At 37.8% G+C, this 24,616-nt stretch carries 13 protein-coding genes; 6 read left to right on the top strand and 7 right to left on the bottom strand.

The features are described 5' to 3' along the window. Window positions 1–39 precede the first annotated feature (39 nt). Window positions 40–1,917, bottom strand: a complete 1,878-nt coding sequence (locus tag WJN01_RS07925) for a tetratricopeptide repeat protein (RefSeq protein WP_445196612.1) — start codon at window positions 1,915–1,917, stop codon at window positions 40–42. Window positions 1,918–2,213: 296 nt separating this feature from the next. On the opposite strand from WJN01_RS07925, the gene WJN01_RS07930 reads away from it, so the two are divergent. Then, window positions 2,214–3,782, top strand: coding sequence for a thiol-activated cytolysin family protein (locus WJN01_RS07930; protein ID WP_445196613.1), 1,569 nt, complete (start codon window positions 2,214–2,216; stop codon window positions 3,780–3,782). A gap of 65 nt (window positions 3,783–3,847) precedes the next feature. On the opposite strand, the gene WJN01_RS07935 is transcribed toward WJN01_RS07930, so the two are convergent. Continuing rightward, complete coding sequence (locus WJN01_RS07935; RefSeq protein ID WP_445196614.1) at window positions 3,848–6,016, bottom strand: endonuclease MutS2; 2,169 nt, start codon at window positions 6,014–6,016, stop codon at window positions 3,848–3,850. A 181-nt stretch (window positions 6,017–6,197) separates the two neighbouring features. On the opposite strand from WJN01_RS07935, the gene WJN01_RS07940 reads away from it, so the two are divergent. After that, entirely contained in the window at window positions 6,198–7,289 is a 1,092-nt protein-coding gene (locus WJN01_RS07940) for a DUF2911 domain-containing protein (RefSeq protein ID WP_445196615.1), read from the top strand. 60 nt (window positions 7,290–7,349) lie between these two features. On the opposite strand, the gene recG is transcribed toward WJN01_RS07940, so the two are convergent. Beyond that, complete coding sequence (gene recG, locus WJN01_RS07945; RefSeq protein WP_445196616.1) at window positions 7,350–9,452, bottom strand: ATP-dependent DNA helicase RecG; 2,103 nt, start codon at window positions 9,450–9,452, stop codon at window positions 7,350–7,352. A gap of 194 nt (window positions 9,453–9,646) precedes the next feature. On the opposite strand from recG, the gene WJN01_RS07950 reads away from it, so the two are divergent. Together WJN01_RS07950 and WJN01_RS07955 are read left to right on the top strand one after the other, a co-directional pair. Next, window positions 9,647–11,335, top strand: a complete 1,689-nt coding sequence (locus WJN01_RS07950) for a histidinol-phosphatase HisJ family protein (protein ID WP_445196617.1) — start codon at window positions 9,647–9,649, stop codon at window positions 11,333–11,335. Window positions 11,336–11,380: 45 nt separating this feature from the next. Then, on the top strand, window positions 11,381–13,405 hold the full coding sequence (locus WJN01_RS07955; RefSeq protein WP_445196618.1) for a M1 family metallopeptidase: 2,025 nt from the start codon (window positions 11,381–11,383) through the stop codon (window positions 13,403–13,405). A gap of 1 nt (window position 13,406) precedes the next feature. Here the strand turns inward: WJN01_RS07955 and WJN01_RS07960 are convergent, their stop codons facing one another. Both WJN01_RS07960 and WJN01_RS07965 read right to left on the bottom strand, forming a co-directional pair. After that, a complete protein-coding gene (locus tag WJN01_RS07960) occupies window positions 13,407–14,402 on the bottom strand; it encodes a PorP/SprF family type IX secretion system membrane protein (RefSeq protein ID WP_445196619.1) in 996 nt (331 codons plus the stop codon). An 11-nt stretch (window positions 14,403–14,413) separates the two neighbouring features. Next, window positions 14,414–20,485 carry a PKD domain-containing protein gene (locus tag WJN01_RS07965; protein WP_445196620.1) on the bottom strand — a complete coding sequence of 2,024 codons (6,072 nt, stop codon included), beginning with the start codon at window positions 20,483–20,485 and terminating at the stop codon, window positions 14,414–14,416. Between the two features lie 206 nt (window positions 20,486–20,691). Here WJN01_RS07965 and WJN01_RS07970 point away from each other — a divergent pair, with 206 nt between their 5' ends. Beyond that, entirely contained in the window at window positions 20,692–21,594 is a 903-nt protein-coding gene (locus WJN01_RS07970) for a patatin-like phospholipase family protein (protein ID WP_445196621.1), read from the top strand. A 1-nt stretch (window position 21,595) separates the two neighbouring features. Continuing rightward, on the top strand, window positions 21,596–22,507 hold the full coding sequence (locus WJN01_RS07975; RefSeq protein WP_445196622.1) for a patatin-like phospholipase family protein: 912 nt from the start codon (window positions 21,596–21,598) through the stop codon (window positions 22,505–22,507). 2 nt (window positions 22,508–22,509) lie between these two features. On the opposite strand, the gene WJN01_RS07980 is transcribed toward WJN01_RS07975, so the two are convergent. Both WJN01_RS07980 and WJN01_RS07985 read right to left on the bottom strand, forming a co-directional pair. Then, on the bottom strand, window positions 22,510–23,031 hold the full coding sequence (locus WJN01_RS07980; RefSeq protein WP_445196623.1) for a DUF7935 family protein: 522 nt from the start codon (window positions 23,029–23,031) through the stop codon (window positions 22,510–22,512). Window positions 23,032–23,050: 19 nt separating this feature from the next. Then, window positions 23,051–24,616 carry an FMN-binding glutamate synthase family protein gene (locus WJN01_RS07985; RefSeq protein WP_445196624.1) on the bottom strand — a complete coding sequence of 522 codons (1,566 nt, stop codon included), beginning with the start codon at window positions 24,614–24,616 and terminating at the stop codon, window positions 23,051–23,053.

Here is a 24,616-nt window from a genome sequence, read left to right on the forward strand (position 1 = left end):
CGCCTTAATGGTTCGCAATGACGTTACAAATATACAGTTTTAAAGGCCACTTAAAAAGTCGTTTAAATCGGTTTCTTTATCTAAATCAAGTTTCTTTTTAAGTCTATATTTACTTTTTAAAACGCTATCGGGCAAAACATTCAGCATTGATGCTATTTCTTTCGTTGAGAGGTTCATGCGCAAAAACGAGGCCAGCCTTATTTCCTTTTCGGTGATATCGGTATAAATATCCTTAAGTTTAATGTCAAAATTGTTGTGCACCTCAGAAAAGTAAGATTTGAAAACCTCCCAATCTTTATCTTCCGCACTTTCTTTTTTAAGTAACATCACCAATCTTCTAAATTCAATTTTAAACAGTTCGGGGGATTGTTTTATCTTCTCCAAATTTTCTTTCAACTCTTGTATAAAGGTGTTTTTTTGAACCAAATGAAGGGTCTGCGAGGCCAGTTCTTTCTTTTTGAATTCGATTTCCTGTTTATAAATTTCCTCTTGTTTTTCACGTTCAATTCGGTTCTTTTTTATAAGTTGTTTAAACCCAAAAAACAAAAGACCTGAAACGGCCACAAAGGTAAACATGCCTCCAGCATAAAGCCCTTTTCGCAAATTGCTTATTTCTACCTCTTGGTTTAGCGTTTCAATCTCTTTTTCTTGTAAAACAATGGCGGTTTCTTTTTTTTCTAAATCAAAAGCGGCTCGCAATTCTTCAATTGTTTTGACTTTTTCCTTATTCAGTATAGAATCACTTAATGTTTTAAATTCTTTGTAGGTTTCCAATGCCATACTTGTTTGAGCTCTTTTTTCGTAAGCCTCACTTAGGTGTTTTAAGGCTGTTCGCTTAATAGATATATTTTCATTTTTATCGGCATAATTCAAGGCACTTTTTGCGTAATTTAAAGCAACATCAGGTATGTTCTTTAAATTATAGACTTCTGCCAATTTGTTTTCTGATATGGCAATTCGTCTTAACGCATTTACGTTTTTTGAAATTTCTATGGATTTATTGAGATGCTCAATGGCGATATCAAACGCTCCTAATTCTATATGGGACTCGCCAATGTTTGTTTCTGTTGCAGCTTGTAATGAAGTTACTTCGGCCAATTTGCTCTTTTCTAGGCTTCTTTTAAAATATTCTAAAGCTTTTTTTGGTTGACGCAAAAGATTGTACATCACTCCTATATCATTCAATACTTGTGCCTGATAATAAATATCGTTTTGATTTATATAAATTTCAAGTGCTTTTTCATTGTATGAAATGGCCTTTAATAAATTGCCCAAGTTGTGCTCAATAGTTGCCAAATGATTGTAGCAATCCGCTATGCGAATTGAATCTCCGAGTTGTTCAAAAATTTGAAGTCCTTTTAGAACATTAGACAACGCAATAGAATAATAACCTTTATTTTGATTTATGGTACTTTTAAAATCATAGGCCAAAGCAATTCCGATGGAATCATTCTGTGCTTTTGCATTGAATAGATCTATTTCATTTATACTATCGGCCTCATTTAAATTACCTTGCGAAAACTCTAGAATGGCAAGCCCTCTATAGGCTTGGGAAATATGTGTGTGATTTTGAAGTTCTTTTGCAATTTCAAGACTTTTGTTGTAAAAGTATTTGGCCGAATCAAGCTTATCATTATTGTTATTTAAAATCCCAAGCTGGTAGTTTGCTAATGAAACTCCGGTTTTATAATTTAATTGTTCGGCTAGTTTAAGTTGTTCTTTAGCAAAATACTTTGCCTTTTCCGGAGTGCGGTACATGTAATAGTTAACCAAATGGTTAATAGTCTGCACTTTTAATGTAACTGATTTTTGTTTGTTGTATGCATTTAATAAGCTGTCGATTATGGTTTTGTTTTGACAAAACAACATTACTGGAACCAAAAAAAGCAAAAGACTTATTGTTTGGGAATATTTCATTTTGTGTTTTTTAACTGAAACTAAGTTAGTTAAATTTTAAAATCAAAACACTTCTTTAAGAAGCTGTGTCTATGCTTCATTTTTTATTTGTCCAGTATTTGTCTATGAATTTTCTTAATATTTATGTATTTAATTTACTGATTATTAATTATTTACAATTTATTTAAAATTGCATTTTCCTGATTTGATTCTTGGTAAAATATACAAGATGTCCAGACTTTGTCCATGCTTAAAATTAGTTTTCAGCGATGTTGGTCTCTAATTTTAACATGTTGAATCACAAAAAATTAGAAATTATGAAAACACAGCTATTAACAATGAGACAGTTTTTTGGAGGATTACTGTTCTTAACTATTTTATTTTCATTCTCTGGATGTAGTTCGGAAAGTGCAACAAACGATGATAACAATGTAGTACCCGATGAGACTGCAAAAGCGATTAATGATTTTCTGGCAAGTTTGAGCAACTTTACACAACCAGAAGTGTCGGGTGAAGAATTTATTGAAGAAGTAAGTAAAGAGCGAGAAGGCCAAACACAAGAATGTGTTGTTAAAAAATATAAAATGTCCCCGGGCTTTAGTGAAATGATATTACTGGATCCAACAAGTGATGTCATTTATCCTGGAGCCATGTTAAAAGGGGAGTCTATTCCGACAGGTGAATACATAGGCATTACCGGAAACAGAGCCCCAATAACCTTGTCGGTTTCGCTTGAAAACTTAAATGGAAAGCCATCTACTGTTATTGAAAACCCGCGTATTGATACCGTTAGGGAAGGTGTTAAAAACCTTTTGCAGCAGGGTGTTTCGGGGTCAGCTTCAGCGGCAGTTAATTTTACAACTGAGGAAGTTTATTCTGAAGAACATCTAAATGTTGCTTTGGGGGCGAGTTATTCAAAGGGGAAGAATAGTGTGTCTGGGTCGTTTAACTTTAGTAGCTCAGAAAAAAAGTATAGGTACGTTATTAAATATTTACAGGTTTATTATACCATAGATTTATCCATTACCGATAGTGAAAACCCCGGAGTTCTTTTTACGGCGGTACCAAACTTAAATTCTACCAGCCCTGTAATTGTTTCTTCAGTTAAATATGGTAGAATGTTGCTGTACACTGTTGAAACCAATTCTGAATTCACTGAAACCCAAGCAGCCTTTAATGCGGCGTTTAGTGGTGGTGAAGTAAATGGGCAAGGGGAGCACCAAGCTTTTTGGAACAGTTCAACTGTAAAAGCTTTGGTAATAGGTGGCTCATCAGGTGATGCTGCAAAAGTTGTGAGCGGTCCAGAAGGTGTTTACAATTATATTACCGAAGGTGGTGAGTATTCTTCTGATTCACCAGGTGCCCCATTAGGCTATACCTTGAGATATATTAGAGAAGGTTTCCCCATAGCCAATGTGGTTTTGTCCAGCGAATATAATATTAGAACCTGCTATGAGGCCTATCAAAAATTTGGAGTACAGCTATATGGATTTAATTGTGTTGATAATGATGGTGAATCAGGTAAACTTGAAATTTATGGTGGTATGACCGGTGAAATTTATCAGAACAATTCGAGAATAAACGATGTTTTTTGGTACAGGGCTAAAGAAGAACCGCTTGATGTGGACGAAGGCGTTTTTTACAACCTAAACCAATCTGCCATGGAAGTAGAATTATATAAACCAGATTTAGAGAATGATTATGTTGAACTATGGGCTCAATTTTATGAGGACGATGCACTTGACGATGATTATTTTGGTAGTGTAACCAAAAAGATATTGCTTAAAGATGTGCAAAGTACCAAGGAGCCTTACATCCGCATAAATTTACAGGATGATCCAGGCAGTGATATGCGGGCCTATTTCTATGTGTGGCGGGTTTATTAAAACGTATTATCATTTAAATGCAGCTGGCACCTCAAGTTGTGGGTTCAACAACTTGGTGTTGGCTGTTATTTTTTGATGGCTTCCACAAGCTCTAGTTGCTCAAGGCTAACATTGGTGGTAAAGACACCGTAATTCACCACGGCCTTGTTTTTTTCAATTTTATCAATAGTGCCAATGGCTCGTCCGTCTTCCATACGTACACGATCGCCAATTTTTAAAACGGGTTTTGGTTTCGGGGTTTCAATGACTTTTGTCTTTTCAGCTTTTTTCTTTTTTCTTATGACTTCAACTTTCTTTTCAACCTCCTGTTTTATCTGTTTTTCTTTTGCTTTTTCGGCTTGCTTTTGTTTTGCTGAAATCTTTTTGCGCTTGGAGTTTTCAATTTGAACCAACTTGAAAAGTTCATCCATAAGTTCTCGTTTACGCTTGTTTTCAAAGTATTTTTCAGCAATATCGTTAACTTTTTGTCCTAAATAGATTAAACGTTGGTTGCTATCGTACAATTCTTGATAGCTTTCCAGTTTCTTTTGGACTTTAGAGTTTATTTCTTGAAGTCTATCTGCTTCGTCGCTCTTTTTCCTTTCATTGGCTTTTAGCGACTCACTTGTTTTTTCAAGTTTTGAGCGCTCTTTTTGAAGTTTGGCAATTGTGGCATCAAAACGGACTTTACTGTGTTCAATTTTCTTTTTGGCACGGTTTATCAAGCCATACGGAATGCCATTTTTTTGGGCAACTTCAAAAGTGAAACTACTACCGGCTTGCCCGATAACCAGCTTAAAAAGCGGCTCCAAAGTGCGTTCGTCAAAAAGCATGTTGGCATTGAGCATAAAAGGCATTTCGTTGGCCAAAATCTTTAAGTTGGAATAGTGTGTGGTGATAATCCCAAAAGCTTCACGATAGTAGAATTCCTCTAAAAAAGTTTCCGCCAAAGCACCTCCCAGCTCTGGGTCGCTTCCTGTTCCAAATTCATCAATTAAAAAGAGCGTATTTTTGTTGCACTTCTTCAAGAAATAATTCATCTGTTTTAAGCGGTAACTGTAGGTGCTCAAATGGTTTTCAATGGATTGGTTATCTCCAATATCACTTAAAACCCTGTCAAATAAACAAACCTTGCTGCGTTCGTGCACAGGGATTAGCATGCCACTTTGCAACATAACTTGTAACAAACCAACAGTTTTTAGAGTAATACTTTTTCCGCCGGCATTGGGACCAGAAATAACAATGATTCTGCTATCCTGCTTTAGGGTTATGGTTTGTGGGAATGTTTTCTCTCCCTTTTTTAAATTGGTTAAATAAAGCAGTGGGTGATAGGCATCACGAAAATGCATGCTTTTATCTTCTGAAAACTCGGGGAGAATGGCGTTGATGGATTTGGCGTATTTTGCCTTAGCGGAAATCACATCGATATCAATCAAAAACGATTGGTAATCTATTAAAAGAGGCAAAAAAGGACGGATAAAGTTGGTTACTTCTTTTAAAATTCGGATTATTTCTTCGTGCTCCTCGTACTCTAGGTTATTAAGTTCTCGGGTATGTTGTAAAGTTGTTTCAGGTTCAATATAAACAATGCTGCCCGTTTTACTGCCACCCATTATGGCTCCTTTAACTTTACGTCTGTACATGGCTTTTACGGCCAAAACCCTTTTATTTTCAACCACGGTTTCACGAATATCGTCTAGGTACTCCAAATTGTGGTAGGTGTTTAATGCTGTAGTAAAGCTGGCGTTTATTTTACTTTTTATACTGTTTATGGATTGACGAAGCTGAAAAAGTAAATCTGAGGCATGGTCTTTAACATCGCCAAATCGATCAACAATAGAGTCGATTTTTTCAATCAGCACATTTGTCACTTCAATATGAGCGGCAAACTGCCGAAGGTTGGGGTAATATTCCTCAAACTTATTTAAAAAGGTTAAAATGCCATTAACCGTTGAAGACATGGCCGCAATCTTCATTAAGCCATGAACATCCAAATAGGTATTCTCAATTTTTAAAAGTTTTATTTCTTTTGAAATCGAATCGAAGCTATGATTGGGAATTCGGTTGTCATTATCAAAAGATGATATATAATCATTGGTTAAACTCAACGAAAAAAGCAAATCTTGCTTGGTTTTGAAAGGGCCAATCTCCAAGGCTTTTTCATTCCCAAGGGGGGTAATACAATGTTCGCTAACCTGCTGTAAAACGGTTGGAAACTCTAAATCCTGTAATGTTTTTTCGTGAATATGAATCATTCCTTATGATGCGCATCTTAAAAAAGACATGCAAAGTTAAAAGAATATCTTAAGCAGATCAATGCTTCTTAAAAAATAGTTAATTAACAGTGAATCAGGTTTCTTTAACAAAACACTAACACCTGCCGATTCGATTTCTCTCTAAATTGGTAATCAAATCAATCAACAAACTTCAGTTATTATGAAAACAAATTACTTTTCTTCAATTTTTACTTGCTTATTTCTAGTAGTCAGTTTCAATTCGTTCGCTCAATTAAATACGCCCCGTGGAAGCCAACAGGCAACTGTTTCACAACGTGTTGGTATTTCGGATGTTTCTCTTAAGTATTCCAGGCCAAGCGTTAAAGAACGCGAAATATGGGGCAAACTTGTGCCATATGGCATGAATAATCTAGGTTTTGGAACGGCTACTGAAGCACCGTGGCGAGCAGGAGCTAATGAAAACACGGTCATCACTTTTACCCATGATGCCAAATTAGAAGGCAAACCAATAGAAGCTGGCACTTATGGACTTCATGTCAATGTAAAAGACGAAAACAATGCCACAATCATTTTATCAAAAGATGCAGATGCTTGGGGTAGTTTCTTTTATGATGAAGCCCATGACGCGTTGAGGGCAGATGTAAAAACCAATGTGGTTCCGCACAGGGAATTGTTGACTTATGAATTTAACGATGTTGGTCCATCATCTACCACGGTCTCTTTAATTTGGGAAAAAAAGGAAATTCCGTTTAAAATAGAATTTGATGTGAACGATATTGTGCTGAATGATATAAGGGGAAAATTAAAAGGCCAAAACGGATTTATAAGGCAAAATTGGGAACTAGCTGCGCGATATGCATTGAATAATGGAGGCGATTTGAACGAAGCTTTAGGTTGGGTTGATGGTGCAATCTCAGGGAATTTTTACAGTGAAAAAACCTTTAATAATTTAGCGCTTAAAGGTCATATTTTAAATAAGTTAGGAAATACCAATGAATACAATGCTTTAATGGATGAGGCAGCAACCTTGGCAAATAAAAATCAGCTAAATAATTTAGGGTATCAAATGTTGGGGATTAAGGATTTCGATAGAGCCTTAAAGTATTTTAAGAAGAATGTGGACGATAACCCAAAGGATGCAAATTGTTATGACAGTTTAGGTGAATGCTACAAAATGATGGGTGATAAGAAAAATGCAATAAAAAACTTGAGAAAATCGTTATCGCTTAATCCGTCTGCTAATGTTAAGGCTAATTCAGAGAAACTTTTGGCGGAACTCAACGCCACATAAAATATCATCAATCAAACTACAACAGTAACTTTAGGCTCAATCAATAATTTGGTTGGGCCTTTAACTTATGTAATTCCAAATATTCTTAAACTTGCTAAGTTGCCTGTAAGTATTCAGAATTGCTTTGTTGTAAGTATTGGATAGTGTAGGGTCTTCGTTTATGATTTTTTTTGCATAATATCTGGCAGATTGAAGAATGTCTTTATCCCTCACAATATCAGCTATTTTTAAGTTTAAAACCCCACTTTGTTGGGTGCCCATAATATCGCCAGGGCCTCTTAGTTTTAAATCAACCTCGGCAATTTCAAAACCATCACTGGTTTTTACCATGGTTTCCAATCGGGTTTTGCTATCACTACTGAGTTTGTTTCCGGTCATTAAAATGCAATAGCTTTGTTCGGCGCCTCGGCCAACACGCCCGCGCAATTGGTGCAATTGCGATAGGCCAAAGCGTTCGGCGCTTTCAATAATCATTACCGACGCGTTCGGCACGTTAACACCCACTTCAATAACCGTAGTGGCTATCATAATTTGGGTTTCTCCCTTTATGAAGCGTTGCATTTCGTAATCTTTATCAGCAGGTTTCATTTTTCCATGAACAATGGAAATTTGGTAGTCAGGCATTGGGAAATCCCTTGAAATACTTTCATAACCATCCATTAAATCTTTATAGTCCAAAGCCTCGCTTTCTTGAATCAACGGATAAACGATATAAACCTGTCGCCCTTTGGCTATTTCATCTTTAATGAATCGGAATACATTCAAACGGTTTTTGTCAAACCGGTGAACCGTTTTTACGGGTTTTCTTCCTACGGGTAATTCATCTATAATGGAAATATCCAAATCGCCATAAACCGACATAGCCAATGTGCGTGGAATAGGTGTTGCGGTCATCACTAAAATGTGTGGTGGATTCAAATTTTTATGCCACAATTTACTTCTTTGAGCTACACCAAAACGATGTTGTTCATCAATAATGGCGAGTCCTAAATTTTTAAATTTTACCTTGTCTTCAAGTAGGGCATGGGTGCCAATTAAGATCTGTAAATCGCCATTTTCCAAAGATTCATGAATTTCTTTTCGTTCTGAAGTTTTAGTTGAACCAGTTAATATTGAAATACTGATATTCAATTTATTACATAATTCAGATAAACCGTTATAGTGTTGGACTGACAAAATTTCAGTCGGAGCCATCAAACAAGCTTGGAAACCGTTGTCAAGTGCGATTAACATTGACATGAACGCCACTATGGTCTTTCCAGAACCCACATCGCCCTGCAAGAGTCGGTTCATTTGGGCATTGCTCCCTAAGTCGGCTCTAATTTCCTTTAAAACTCGTTTTTGTGCACTGGTCAATTCAAAGGATAAATGTTCGTTGAAGAAGGTATTAAAATAGTGTCCAACTTTTTCAAAAACAAACCCTTTGATTTTGGTTTTATGAATCAAGTTTTTGACAATCAGTTGCAATTGGATATAGAAGAATTCTTCAAATTTTAATCGAAATTGCGCTCTGGAAAGTAGCTCTTGGTTCTTGGGGAAATGCACATTAAAAAGAGCTTCACTTTTTGACAATAGTTTTAATTCCGAAAGTAAATTTGCGGAGAGTGATTCGCTAAACCTTCCTTTGGTTTCGATAAATAATTGCTCAACAATCTTACATAGCACACGATTCGTGATGCCTTTATTCGAAAGTTTTTCTGTGGAAGGGTAAATAGGTTGCATGGCCGAGCGCAAGTTTTTTTGATGCTCTTCCAACAATTCCAATTCAGGATGTGCCATTGAAAACTTGCCGTTAAACCAGTTGGTTTTGCCAAATGCCACATAAGGTTTGTTTATTTTCAGGCTTTCCCTAATCCACTTTTGCCCGCGAAACCAAACCAGTTCCATCGTTCCCGTTTCATCTTGAAAGGTGGCCACCAAACGTTTGCCTCGCTTTTGGGCTATTTCTTTGAACTCAATGATTTTGCCAATAACCTGCACATCTGCATTGTTTCGTTGCAAGGTGTTAATGGTGTAATAGTCCGTGCGGTCTATATATCTGTTGGGAAATAAATTGATTAAATCTTGGTAGGTGTGTATGCCCAATTCCTTACGAAGTAAATCGGCTCGGTTTGGGCCAACGCCTTTTAAGTAGTCTATGGGAGTTTGAAGGTTTACGGACATGAAGGCGAATTTAAGCAATTCAGTTAAAAAAATAATGACTTATTAAATTCATAAAAATGGGTTCGCTTTAAAAGCTTTTTTCTTGAATAGCTTATTTCATGTTGAAAATTATTGAAAACAATCATTTTTTAATTGAAAATTCTCCTCCAATGGTTAAATTTGGCACATTTAAAGGATAAAGCATTATTAGATTGATGAGAAAGCTGAACGATTTTATTTGGGAAACACACGGTATTCATGCAGGAACGGAACAAGATCATGTGAAGCATGGAATTGATAAGTTGGAGGACATTATTGATAAGGCCATTGAAGCCGGCAACCCTAGTATTACCTTCATCATTCATTCGCCGCGATTGACCAATTTTAGGTATATCGCCGAGCGCGATACGAATGTGAAATTTATTCGTGGCAACAGGTCCTATTTAAATTACCCAAAGCGTATTGCCAATCTTCGTGAAAAATATGAAGGACAAATCAATATAAAATACGGAGTTGAGTTGGAATGGATGGGGCCCGATTTAGGATTGCAATGGAGCCGTTCAAAGATTTTTCAAGCTGAAGATGCCGATTATGTGATTGGTTCTGTTCATTTTGCTCCTGAAGGATTACCTTATGATGGCTCTAAAGAAGAGGCCTTGGAACTATTGAAAATTCGAGGAAGTTTAGAAGCTTACTGGGATGGGTATTTCAACGAGATGATTCAAATGATTGAATGTTTTGGCGACATGATTCAAATTATAGGGCATATTGATTTGCCAAAGTTGAATGTTGATATGCCAGAGTCTTTGGTGAATTTTGAGACCAGTGCGCATCCTTTGGCCAATAAATTTAGAACGCTTTTAGAACTCATCGCCGACCGTAATTTGGCCTTGGATGTTAATATGGCTGGAAAATTTAAAGGCGTTGGCGTGTATCCAACACAAAACATATTGCGTCGTGCCAACGAGCTTCAAATCCCTGTTTGTGTGGGTACAGATACCCACCATGTGCGTTATTATGGTTTAAATTACAGGGAAAGCTTGGAATATATTCAGGAGGCAGGTTATGAAAGCTATGTCAGTTATTCAAAGCTAATTCCTGAAAACCGTACCATTTTTGATGACCATGAACTCAAGGTAAAATACACGGTCTTAAATAAAGGTATCGAATTGTTAAATCAACGATTGGATAGTGCCCACAGAAGAATAATTCCAGATTTTTCGTTTGGCGGTTCTTTTTTAGAGTTTGTTGATATTTACAAAAACTCCACGGGAATGGGCGATTATAACGCCATAAGAATCCGTAAATGGGGCAAATCCATCACTGTTACAAACGAAAACCCTAAACCATCTGGCAGAAAGGTCAACGGGTTGTTTTCAGAGCATTTGGATAAACCAGGGGTGATTTCTTCATTGTTTAACACTTTGGCTTCCGAGGGCATCAATGTGGAAACGGCTCGGCTAAAATCAAACAACGATGGTACTGCCGTTGCATTTTTGTCCATCGACAATAAAAATGGAAATGTGCAAAGCGCTATAGACTTTATCAATGGCACAGATACAGGTACGTTTACCAATTTAACTTATAAGGAAAATGCCGAACTGCCCAATTACACCCATGAAGGCGTGCATTTGCTTGAAATGGATGGTGTGCGCTTAAACTTGGGTTTAAGCGAAAAAGTGATTCTTACCAAACACAATAATGCGCCTGGGGTATTGTTGATTTTGTTGTCGGCTTTGGCCTCTAAACAAATCAACATCATAGATTTACGTCTTGGTAAATTAAACGAAGTCGGCTATTCAGCATTGGCTGTGGATGGCGATAGTAATGTGATTAGAAACTTGTTGACTAAATTAGGCGACCAATATTATGAAGCCAATTTAATTGAGTTCCATAGTTTCTAATTTATTGTTTTCGTTTTTGGACTAATCTTTGCTATCTTGAAACGCATGAAACGTTTCACATTTCTTCTATGCTTTTTTGTGGCCATTTCTTGGGGGCAACAAACTGATTATGTCGATTTTAAAACAGCTAAAATAATGGTTGCTTTTAAGCCAGATTCCTCATATGTTTTTGGTGTAGCCATCTATAAGTTTGATGTTTTAAAGCCTATAGATTCCTTGTATTTAGATGCCGTTTCGATGGAATTTGACAATGTGTTAATTAACGAGAAAGTTGTTGATTATAGAAATAGCCAAAAGAAAATTTGGGTTAAAAATCATTTTGAAGCCAATACAACTTATGAGCTCAGTTTTAATTTTAGTGCAAAGCCGAAAAAAGCACTTTATTTTATCGATTGGGATTACGAAGATGGCAATAAGCAAATCTGGACCCAAGGTCAAGGCAAATACACCAGCAATTGGTTGCCGTCTATTGACGATATGAACGATAAAATTGAATTCGATTTATCCATTACTTTTGATAAAGGCTACGAAGTCATTTCCAATGGAAAACTAAAAAAGAAGCTTGAGCCAGAATATTTCACAACTTGGATTTACGATATGATCCAGCCCATGAGCAGCTATTTAGTAGCTTTGGTGATTGGTAAATACCATAAAAAGGCTGAATATTCAAAAAGCGGCATTCCTCTGGAAATGTATTATTATCCCGAAGATTCGCTCAAAGTGGAGCCCACGTATCGTTACACCAAACAAATGTTCGATTTCCTTGAAGAAGAAATCGGCGTACCGTATCCTTGGCAAAACTACAAACAAGTTCCGGTAAAAGACTTTTTGTATGCCGGTATGGAAAATACCAGTTGCACCATTTTTTCTGATAGCTACATGATAGATTCCGTTGCATTTGTAGATAAAAATTATGTAAACGTCAATGCGCACGAACTGGCACACCAATGGTTTGGCAATTTGGTAACCGAAACTTCAGGAACGCACCATTGGCTTCAAGAAGGTTTTGCAACCTATTATGCGTTGTTGGCAGAAAAAGACATTTTTGGTGAAGATTATTACTATTGGCGCTTATACGAATACGCCCAAGAACTGTTGGAGCAGGACAAAGCAGGTGGAAGCACCTCGCTGTTAGACCCAAAATCGAGTAGTACGACATTCTATAAAAAAGGTGCTTGGGTATTGCATATATTACGTGAAAAAGTGGGCGATAAGGCTTTTAAATTGGCGGTAAAAAATTATTTGGAAAAGCATCAATTTAAGAATGCGGAAACGGATGATTTTATAATTGAGGTTGAGAAGGTTAGTGGTGGTGATTTAACGTATTTCAAAAATATTCTTAAGGATTCGAATGATGATATCTTTCAAGATATATGCTCACTTATGAAATTTGATATAACTCGTAAATATATTAATGTTGAAAACTTAGATTGCCCAGATGGGATTGAATATTATTTCGATGCATGTAAACAAAAGCGAGACAGGGTAAAACTTAGTAAATTTTCAGCAGAAATCAATAGTCGGACAAAAGTTGAGTTTTTGAATGATTTGTTGAATGACTCACTCATGAATATAGAAAAAATATATAAAAAAGCGTTTGAATCAAAAGACATTAAACTTCGTCAAACCATAGCCCAAAATTTAACCGAAACCCCTTCCGAATTAAAAACAGATTACGAAACCCTTTTGGATGATGGATCTTATATAACCGTTGAAGCAGCACTGTTCAATCTGTGGAAAAACTTTCCGCAAGAGCGACAAAGATATTTAAATAAAACAAAGGGCATCGTTGGGTTTAATGACAAAAATGTTAGGATGCTTTGGTTAACTCTGGCCTTGCTTACAGACGATTTTGAGCCTGAAAACAAATCGATTTACTACAACGAACTTGTGGATTACACAAGTCCCAAATATGGTTTTGAAATCAGGATGGGTGCTTTTCAGTACCTAACACAAATTCAAGCCTGCAATGATGCTTGCAAAGAAAATTTAAAACAGGCCACCAAGCACCATAATTGGCAAATGGTTAAGTTTGCTAAAAGTGCATTGAAAAATTTAGAAGAAAATTAAACTATTTTCTACGCTCCAACCTCGCCGGATTTCTACAGACCAAACAACCTGCTAAATAAGTTATAGATAGTTCGTAAACACCATCAGTTCTACCTATTTCGGTGGTATTGAGGTCGTATGAAAACCCAAAACGTAATTGCTCAAATTCCAGTCCAACAAAGGCATTAACTGATGTCAACAAATGACTGTTTTCATCGTTTTTGGCTGGATTTGTAACAGCCATAGCGCCCAACAATAATTTTTCCAGTTGCATTGTGGCGCCAAAATCGAATCGGTTGTATGGGCCTTGTTGCATATAGTTGGCAGAAAGTAGAATATCATTGTAATCATAGTAAGGAAACTTGTAGTTGGCATGAAATGAATAAAAAATATCCAATGGAACATTTCCATTTTCTACAAATGAGATGTTGGGTTTGTTTAAATGTTTTATGCTGGCGCCCAACCATATCTCGGTATCGTTATTGATGTTTTTTTTGTCGAATACAAATCCTGTTGAAAAATCTATAAAATTAACCTTTCGGTTTGCATTCATAGCATACGGGTCTGAAGTTGACCCACTAATGGTGCCCGAATTGATGTTAATTTGATCTGCCAAAACCAAATTACTGAAGTTAAATGATTTTGCCCCAAAACCAACTTCTATGGCGGGCCTAAAGTACCATTCGTTGGCCAGCTTTACGTGGTAGGCAAAATTCACATTTCCTTGCAGGTGGTTGTAGTTGGTATTGTTTTCGTGCTGGTTTAAGATGCTTACGCCAAGTCCACCAAGGTTTTCAACCCATGTATTGAAAAATGCATATTCTGTATCTACCCTTAAATCTAAGCTTGGCCATTGTGTGCGGTGAATTAAGCCAAAGTACGATGCTTCCTCAAATCCCGAAAAGCCCGGGTTTAGTGTTTCCGGCACCAAAAAATATTGCGAAAAAATAGGGTCTTGGGCCTTTGCCTTGATAAAAAAACAAAAAACTATAGCAAAAAGGGTCAGTTTAAATTTCATAGTTATTTGGGTTATTTAATGGCTACAAATGCCCCTTTTTGGGTAATGGTTTTTCCGTAAAATGTTTGTCCACTGAAGGTGAAATAATAATTTCCGTTTTCGGCTTCATTGTCGTTTATTTTGCCATCCCATCCTTTTATGCTGTCGCCCTTTTCAGAATAGATTAAACTTCCCCATGTATCATAAATATTGAATTCCATGTTGGATAAGGCGATGGATTCTGGTGCAAAATAAGCGTTAAAATTATCGTTATTCGGCGTAAAGGCATTGGGCATAATTAGGTTGTATCCTTTTTCAACAATAATGGTGCTTTGCTTTGTGTACAGACATCCAAAAGGATAGGTAACGGTTTGGATGATTACATAACTTCCTTCTTTTATGTAGGTGTGTGTGGCATTTTCGTCGCTTGAAAAAGTTCCGTCGCCAAAATCCCAAGTGACCGAAATATAATCTCCTTCAGCTAGATTGTTGAATTCAATCGGATCCTCAATAGAATAAAATCCGTATGTGCTCAACGCACTTGAGGTGATATTGAAATTGGCATCACCGAGTTCTGGAATGTCTACATTATATGAGAAATTGGAAGTACAGCCAATGCTGTCATCAACCGTAATAGATACTAAGCCGTTTATAGTGGTAGTCATAATTTCATTGTTTGGGCCACTAACAGTGCCGCTTGACCAGCCAATCGTATAAGGAGGAACGCCACCCGAAACTTGAGCGATAAAGGACTGGCTGACTTCGCGGGTTTCGCAGTTAAAATCGGTTTGTGTGTTTACATCCAAGGCCAATGGAGCAAAACGATTGATGGTATAGCTTTCAACGGACTGGCAATCGTTGGCGTCTATTACGGTAACCGTATAATCACCTGGCGGAATATTGTTCAAATCTTCGGTTGTAGCACCATTGCTCCAATAATAGGTGAGTGGTAGTGTGCCACCAGTAACAATTAAATTGATACTTCCGGAGTTGGCATCATCGCAATTTAAGGCATCAACAGTATTTGCTGAAAGCGACAATTCCGCTGGCTCCGTTATTGTAAATGTTTCAGAGATAATACAGGGTTTTGCGTCGGTTATCGTAACTGTGTAAGTTCCTGGACCAATATTGTTACGCTCAACGCCAGCAGAAGTGTCATCATCCCATGTTAAAGAAACCGGTTCAATTCCTCCTTCTAAATTTAGAATAATTCGTCCGTCGTTGGCACCAAAGCACGATACATTTTCAATGATTGGATTTATTCTAAAAACAGGGGCTTCATCAATGGTTATAATGGCTTGTTTTTCACAATTTGTATTATCGGTAACCGTAATAGTGTAAGTGCCTGCTGATAAATTGGTTTGAGACATGCCAGAACCAAGGTTGCTCCATGATACTTGGTAAGGTGGATTTCCACCAGAAATATTGTTTATGGTAATAGAAGCATTGTTGTCTCCATAGCATTCAATTTCAGTTGTGGTGTAATCAATAATAATTTCTGGTGTTTGATTTAAAATAACCTCCAACGTGGCTATACAACCAGATTTGTCGGTTACGGTCAAATTATAAGCTCCTGCAAACAGACCTGTTAAATTTTGAAGGTTGCTAATAAAACCATTTGGCCCTGTCCATGCATATGAATAGTCGAAATTACCGGGGCTGGTTTCAATTAATCTTCCGCCAGATGCGGTTATGTTGATTTCTCCAGTAGATTCTCCAAAACAAATGATATCCACTTGACTGCTTAAGCTAACATTTAATTCTGGTGGTTCAACAATGGAAAAACTTTCCGTAATAGGGGTACAGTTATTGGCGTCGGTTACTGTAATTTCATAGATTCCAGGTTCTAGATTTTGTAAGTCTTCGAAAGTTGAAAAGGCGCTACCGTTTCTCGTCCAATTGTAAGTATATGGTGTGGTTCCGCCTGAAACATCTATCCCTATTGAACCGTCATTAGCGCCAAAGCAAGAAATGGTTTCAGCATCAAAAATGATGTTGCTAAAAATAAGTTCATCGGGTTCGGTAATAGTGAAGGTTTCTCTGTACGGACAACCACCGTTATCAAAAATGTCTAATGTATAATTTCCAGGCGCCAAATTGAAAATATCTTCACTAGTACTTAAATAGCCGTTTGGCCCATTCCAATAAATTTGATACGGAATTCCTATAAAGGGAACTCCTCCAGTAATTTCGATTTCTAGGGAGCCCGTACTTGCTAAATAACAATCACTATTGGTTTGGGAAGACATTATGCTAATGGATGGGTTAACGGTTATCGTAACTTCAAAATCGTTGCCAACACAATTTCCTGTGGTTGGTGTAACGGTATAAACAACTGTTGAAGGACTTGTTGTGGTGTTTGCTAACGTTTGGCTGATATTATTTTGGGGTGAGCTCTGTGCCGAGGCACCATTTATTGTGCCTGCGGGTGAAACGATGGGGTTTGCCCATGTATAGGTTGTTCCAACAGGTGCCGTGTCTCCTCCAGTGCCATCAGGCGATATGGTGAAAGCGTTTCCACTGCAAATAGTTTCGGATTTTGCACTGATATTTGGCGTTTCGTTAATCGTTATGGCGGCAACGTTTGAGATAATTTCTGTACATCCTCCAGAAGAAAAAGTTACTACAGCATAATAGTAAACCGTGTCAACGGTGCCCGATAGCGGATTGAACGTTGAAGAAGTTTCTCCTGAAATGGCTGTGCCAGTGTTTGTGTCGTTTACCGTATTTGAAAACCATTGGATGTTTGGTATGCCAACACCATTAGCATAAGCAATTGATAGCGGATTTAACATATCACCAAGGCAATAAGTTTGGGAAATGGGCTGCGACGTAAAATTTGGCGCAGCATTAATATTCACTTCGGCTACGTTGCTGGTGACGCTACATCCAGCACTAGGTTGCGCAATTTCGACATAATAGTAAAAGCTTCCAATAGTATTTGTAGGTGGTGTAAATGTGTTGGTTGTTTCTCCAGAAATTAAGTTTCCGCCTGTATTGCTATTTGTCGTGTTGCTATACCACTGGTAGGTGTAGCTACTTCCAATTCCACCAGATACGTCAACTTCTAGATCTAGAGGTGCGGTGTTTTGACATAGCGTTTGACTTGGTAAGGGCTGACTGGTTATAATGGGGTCGTCTACTACTATGACTTCGGCCGTTTCACTAGTAATAGGGGCGCATCCACTACCATCTGATGAAATTTCCACATAGTAATAGTACGTTCCAGATGTTGTAAAGGTTGGAGGTATGTAAGTTATACTATTAGCACCTGAAATTGCTGTGCCACCTGAATTAGTATTCGTTGTATTGATAAACCATTGATAAGAAACGGTTCCTGTGCCTCCCGAATGAACAACAGATAATGGGTTTTCTAAATCGCCTCCAACACAAATGCTTTGCGATGGCGTTGGATTTGTATCTGTTTTGATGCCTTCAACAATTTCAATTTGTGCAACGCTCGATGTTATTTCATTGCAACCTGAACCGGCACTAAATGATACAACGCAATAATAATAGATTATACCAACAGGATTGTTTGGTGGCGTAAACGTTGCATTTGTCTCACCAGTTAGTAAAGTGCCACCAGTGGTGGAGTTTGTCGTGTTGCTGTACCATTGATAAGTTGGGGCTCCGGGGCCATTTACAGTAACCGAAAGGGGTGTTAATGGGCCATTTAGGCAGACGGTTTCAGATTGTGGTTGACTGGTGAATTCGGGTGCGGGGTCAACGGTAATTATAAAGTTTTCGGCAGTTCCATCACATCCATTTAATGTTGGGGTTACCGTAAAAACAACATCTTGTGAAACAGAGTTAGCGTTGAAAATCGTTTGAATGGGGATAACATCTGTAGTTCCAGATGCTATAAAACCTGTAACACCTACAGGAGCAGAGGCTGTCCAAGTAAATGTTGTTCCGGAAATATCTGCGCTTAAATTAATTTCGGCTGTACTCGTGCCCGAACAAATAGTTTGGGTTAAATCGGTATTGGTAATTGCAGGTATTGGAAAAATAGTAAAATCTCCTGTTTCGGTTGTTGTACCACAGCTTGTTGTAATACTTAGGGAAATTTGGTAATCTCCGGGAGTGGCATAAGTTATGGTTCCGGGATCCAAAGTGCTGGCTGAGGAAGGTACTCCTCCAGGAAAACTCCATAAATAAATAGGTATTTCACTGCTTGGCGCACAAATATTTACATTTGCGGAATGTGTTATGGTTGCATAACCACAACCATTTGAAATGCTGGCCAAAGAAATAGTTGGCGGCTGTTTTACCTCAATGGTTTCAGAAATACTGTTGCTTCCGCATGAATTGGAAACGGTTTGGGTGATGGTATACGTTCCTGCTGTAACAAAATTAAAACTTGGGTTGGCTGAATTTTCGTCAGTTCCATTGGTGAAGTTCCATTGTGCAGGCGCTGTTCCGCAAAACTCAGGGGTATAACTAACTTCCCAGAGATATTGTTCGTTTCCGCAGCTATTGCTTAAGTTAACCGTGTTCGTGGTTTCTACCGAAAGTGGAGAACAGTCATTATTGGTATTTGTGTTGAAGGCTGCCAATAAAGGGCTCTCAATGCATATGTCTTTCGTAATGGTGTCCGTAATGCCACATGAATTTTGAGCATATAATGAAATGGTATATGTGCCGGGTGATGTGTAACTGTGTACCGGATTTCTAATGGTTGAGGTGTTTCCGTCTCCAAAATCCCAAAAATAACCGTCGTTAATACTGCAGTTATTGCTGTAACCATCTAAAGAGGTGTTAACAAATGAAATGGCAGTATTAACGCAACTGGTTTCAGGGTCGTCAAAATCAACTTCAGGTTTTCTTAAAATAACAATTGGTCCAGCCGTTAAATTGGTTTGTCCGCAAGAGGTATAGATGTATAGAAAAACAGTATAACTAAAGGGGCAGCTGGTTTCTGTATAAGTGTGTGGTATTGGAAAATCTTGGGAATTTATGGGGTCGGCCGAGTTATAATAGGTTGAGGCTTCCAATTGGCCTTGGGTATAATTAATCAAAGTGCCATCTCCAAAGTCTACTGTGTATTGGGTGTCAGGCGGATTTGTAGCCCACGAGCCTATGGCAAATTCAATAGGGTTTACTGGAGTACATAAATTAACAGTATTTCCGGGGTTAACTATGGCGCCTGTAGGGTTGCTCGAGTTTTTTATCAAATAAGTAACAGTATTATCACAATTGGTTCCATTACCAGTTATAACCATGCTAAACGAGCCCAACTGTGTATAAGTATGGGTAGCCGGAAAGGATACATTGGTTTCTATTGGGCTTCCATCACCCCAGTTTACATTATAAGAGTTTATGCATGTTGCCGAAACATTGCCAAGGCCAACGTTAATAGTATAAGTAGGATCGGTTGTGTTGTTCCCACAGTTATTAAAGGCATTAAAAGGTTGATCTAAATCTGTAAACTCTAAACGGGGTTTCTGTTGCACTGAGACAGCTTTTGTAACCGAATTAGAGCATCCATTGGCATCAGTCACTGTTAGGGTAACATTTACATTTTGAAAACCGCAACCCAATGACGTAAAAGTGTGTGTTGGGCTAATGGCAGTACTCGTGCTGCCGTCATCAAAAAATGTCCAATTATACGTAAAGGGTGCGTCTCCACTAACATTCGGTGTGAAATTAACAGGTGTTCCAGAACATGCTCCGTCATTGTTAAAAGTGAAATCAACAGAAGGTTCGCTTACGGTAACCGTTGCGGAGCCGCTTGCATTAGATGTTTCAGAACTATCTTCAACGGAAATCAACTGATAGGTATAAGTTCCTGCATTATTTGTGCCGACACTAACCGTAACGCTATCATTATTTCCATTTGTACTGACGGTTAAATTTGCTCCTCCATTGATGGTGTATGTAAACGTGTAGGGTGCATTTCCTCCAGATCCTGTAAAGGTTATATTGGGTTCAGCATCGTTTCGGCAAACTTTTGTAGTTCCAGAAATTGTGGCGGTGGGTGGAAGTTTTCTGCTATTGAAATTGTTATTGAAATTGTTGTATGTTTCAATTTTGTTCCAGGCAAAAATAGAAACACTTAAAATGGAAAACAATAAAACTGTAAGAAAGGTAGGTTTTCCCATGCAAAAAATTAGGTGTTAATAGCTGACACTAAAATAAATATTCTTTTCAATGGTGCACTAAAATTCAATGTTTTATAGTTAAAAGTGCAAAAAAAATCCATGTATCGAGTATTCAATTTATCGACTGAAGGAAGTTGGGAGTAATTTCATTAATATTCGGCAGAAAATAATATATTTATATAACAATTAAACGAGCTTAACTAAATTTGAAAGCATTAGTGATATCTGGAGGGGGAAGTAAAGGCGCTTTTGCCGGTGGTGTTGCCCAGTATCTTACTCAGGATTTAAAACGGGAATATCAATTGTTTATTGGGACTTCCACAGGTAGTTTGCTTGTATCCCACCTTGCTCTGAATAAAATCGAGAAAATTAAATCGATTTACACTAGCGTTAATAACGACAGTATTTTTAATGTTTGTCCATTTATTGTTAAAAAAAGGCACGGCACCCAAAATATTGCTATCAATCATTTAAATGTAATCCGGAATTTTTTAAGAGGAAGCAAAACATTTGGCGAAAGTTTCAGTTTACGGCATCTAATTGAAAGCACTTTGCTTGAAGAAGAGTTTCTTAAGTTGAAAGCCTCACCATTGGATATTGTTGTAACAGTTTCGAACTTATCGCTCAACCATGTGGAATATAAATCCATTAAAGATTTTAGTTATCATGAATTTTGTGATTGGATCTGGGTATCTTGCAACTATACACCATTTATGACTTTGGTGAAAAAAGATGGGTGCGAATATGCAGATGGAGGTATGGGGAATATGGTGCCCATTGAAGAGGCCATTAATCGTGGAGCTAAGGAAGTTGACGCCATTATTTTGCAAACTGAAGTCACTCAATTAAATAGAATGCCCTCTAAAAATCCCTTTTCTTTAATTACCAATATGTTCGGTTTTATGTTGGATCGTATAGAATCACAAAACATAAAAATTGGGAAATTTGTTGCTTCCCATAATGATGCGATTATTAATTTCTATTACGCACCTACCATTTTAACAACAAATTCCCTGATATTTGATGAGCAGCAAATGACGGAATGGTGGCAGGATGGTTATAATTTTGCAAAATTTAAAAACAAAGGACTAAGTCAGTTAGAAAATTAATATGAGGGCATTGGTAATTTCCGGAGGGGGAAGCAAAGGGGCTTATGCAGGAGGTGTTGCCCAATATTTAATACAGGAAGAAGGTAGGGATTACGATTTGTTTTTGGGGACTTCAACAGGAAGCTTGCTTGTGCCGCATTTGGCTGCTGGAAAAATAGATAAAATCCACAGCGTTTTTACCAATGTCAACCAAAGCAATATTTTTAGTGTCAATCCTTTTATAGTACGAAAAAAAGGGAATAGGGAATTCGTTTCCATAGATTTTTTGAATTCACTTTGGCAATTTATCAAAATGAAACGAACCTTTGGCGAAAGTAGGGCTTTGAGACGCTACATCAGAAGGCATTTTACCTATGATGAATACCAATTCATCAAAGAAACAAAGGAAGATGTTGTGGTAACCGTTTCCAATTTATCCAAAAATGGAGTGGAATACAAATCCATCAAAGATTTTAGTTATGATGAGTTTTGCGATTGGATTTGGATTTCGTGCAATTATATTCCGTTTATGTCTTTGGTAAAGAGAGATGGTTATGAGTATGCCGATGGCGGTTTGGGTTGTGTGGTGCCCATACGAGAGGCTATTTTGCGTGGTGCCACAGAAGTTGACGCCATTGTTCTGGAATCTGAAAATATGGAATATAACAAAGTTTTAGGCAAAAACCCGTATTCTTTAATGATTAATCTGTTTGGACATTTATTGGATCAAGTGGAGCGTAGTGATATTATTATTGGTAAACTTGCCGCGAAGAACAACAATGTTAATTTAAATCTCTATTATACACCTTCCAAACTAACAGAGAACTCGCTTATTTTTAATAAAAAACTAATGACTTCTTGGTGGCAGCAAGGATATTTCAATGCGAAGAAAAAATGTCAAGAAGCGCGCTCCAATGAACTTCGTATGGAGTAAAACTACCACAATTCTGAAACCTCTTCCTTTATAAAAGACAATGCAGCATCACTAGGTGAACGGCGTTCCATCATTTCGGTTAAAACCACTTCCCTAAGTTTGTTGGCTGTATCTGTTTTTTCAAGCATGCTTGCTTTTCTTATGAGTTGGATTGTGGCGTTTTTAGCGGTAGTAACAATGTTCCAGCATTTATCGCTGATGTAAATTTGCTGCGATAAATTATGTTCAAATTCTTGTTCAATATTTTGTATAAGTAAGGATTCGTAATCTTCTTTATTTGAAGATACTGGTGTTATTCTCACTAATAACTTTGAAGGTGATATGCGTTCAAGAAAAAGAGCCATGCGTTCATAGGCTTGAAGGCGCAAAGGCATAGCATTTACTTGTAGGTCTTTCTTCAGTAAAAATCGTCTTCTGCCATCTTCATTTTTTGTATGTTCCCGAAAAAAATAGTAAGCAATTACGCCAACAATTATTGAAGGAACAGCGAATAAAAAAAGATCTAATATTCTATCAATTTCCATAAGCAAATATGTGTTTCAGTTAGGTTGTATTTGGTTTGCCCCCCAAATATACACATTCTTTTAAATTTTGCATGCCGTTAAATGGAACGGGCGTTTTCTCATATCTGTAGGTGCGGCTAAGTTCTTTTGAGAGGTTATGGTCGTCAACATTTATATCCACATCACTCATTTTAAATTGGCAAGGGTGTTCATAACCGGCTGCATGGGTTATCTCGATGAATTCTTTCCTGAATGTTTTGAAATATTGTGCCAATCGTGCAGATTTTAAGGTTGGGTCGATGCCGTTTTGGAGCCATTTGCTCTGTGTAGCTACACCACTGGGGCAGCGATTGGTATGACAAACCTGCGCCTGTATACAGCCAATGCTCATCATGGCTTCCCTTGCTACATTAATGCAATCTGCACCCATGGCAAAGGCCATGGCAGCTTTCGCTGGGAAACCTAGTTTTCCGCTACCTATGAAAACAATGCGCTCTGTCAGGCCATGGTCTTGGAAAAGTTTGTACAAATCACTGAATCCATAAACCCAAGGTAAGGAAACATGGTCTGCAAAGCTTGGAGGCGCTGCACCTGTTCCTCCTTCTCCACCATCAACCGTTATAAAATCTGGGCCTTTGCCTGATTTTTTCATAATCTCTGCTAATTCTTCCCACTGATCTAGTTTTCCAATAGCCGCTTTTATACCAACGGGCAATCCAGTGGCTTTGGCTATATCTTCAATAAAATCAACCATTTCAGCTACATTCGAAAAGGCCGAATGGTTTGGTGGTGATAACACATCTTTGCCAAGCTCTACATGTCTGATTTCGGCGATTTCTTTAGTTATTTTGGCTCCTGGGAGTACACCACCTTTACCAGGTTTGGCACCTTGTGATAATTTAACTTCAATGGCACGAACAAAAGGATTGTCTTCAACCAACTTTACCAATTTCTCCATAGAAAATTTTCCATTTTTATCGCGAACACCAAAATAACCTGTTCCAAAATGGAAGATGACATCACCGCCGTTACAATGGTATGGCGATAAGCCTCCTTCTCCGGTATTATGGTAAGCATTCGCCATTTTCACACCTTTATTTAAAGATTCGATGGCTTTTGCTGAAAGCGAGCCAAAGCTCATGGCCGAAACGTTAATCACAGATGCTGGGCGATATGGTTTCTTTCTTTTGTTGAATTCACCCATTATTTTCGCGCAGGGCAAAAAGGTTTTATCGAGGTGATTGGGATGGTTTTCAGGAATTTTGAAAGGCATCATGGCATTATTAATGAATATATGCTGATGGGCATAAATGTCCCTGTCCGTGCCGAATCCCTCATAATTGTTTTCCTTTTTTGCCGAAGCATAAATCCAGCTGCGTTCAATGCGATTAAAAGGTAGTTCCTCTCTGTTATTGGCCACAAAATATTGGCGCATTTCTGGGCCAATGCTTTCCAACCAATAGCGTAAATGACCAACAATAGGGTAGTTGTGACTTATGGTATGTGCCCTTTGGAAAAATATATCGCGAATGGCAACTAGAGCCAAGGCAATCAAAACCCAGCCCCACCAAGGAATATTTGAAAGGAAATTTAAAATTGTATCCAT

Origin of the sequence: Tamlana sedimenti (genome assembly GCF_038148895.1) — a bacterium.
Classification (GTDB): Bacteria; Bacteroidota; Bacteroidia; order Flavobacteriales; family Flavobacteriaceae; genus Tamlana.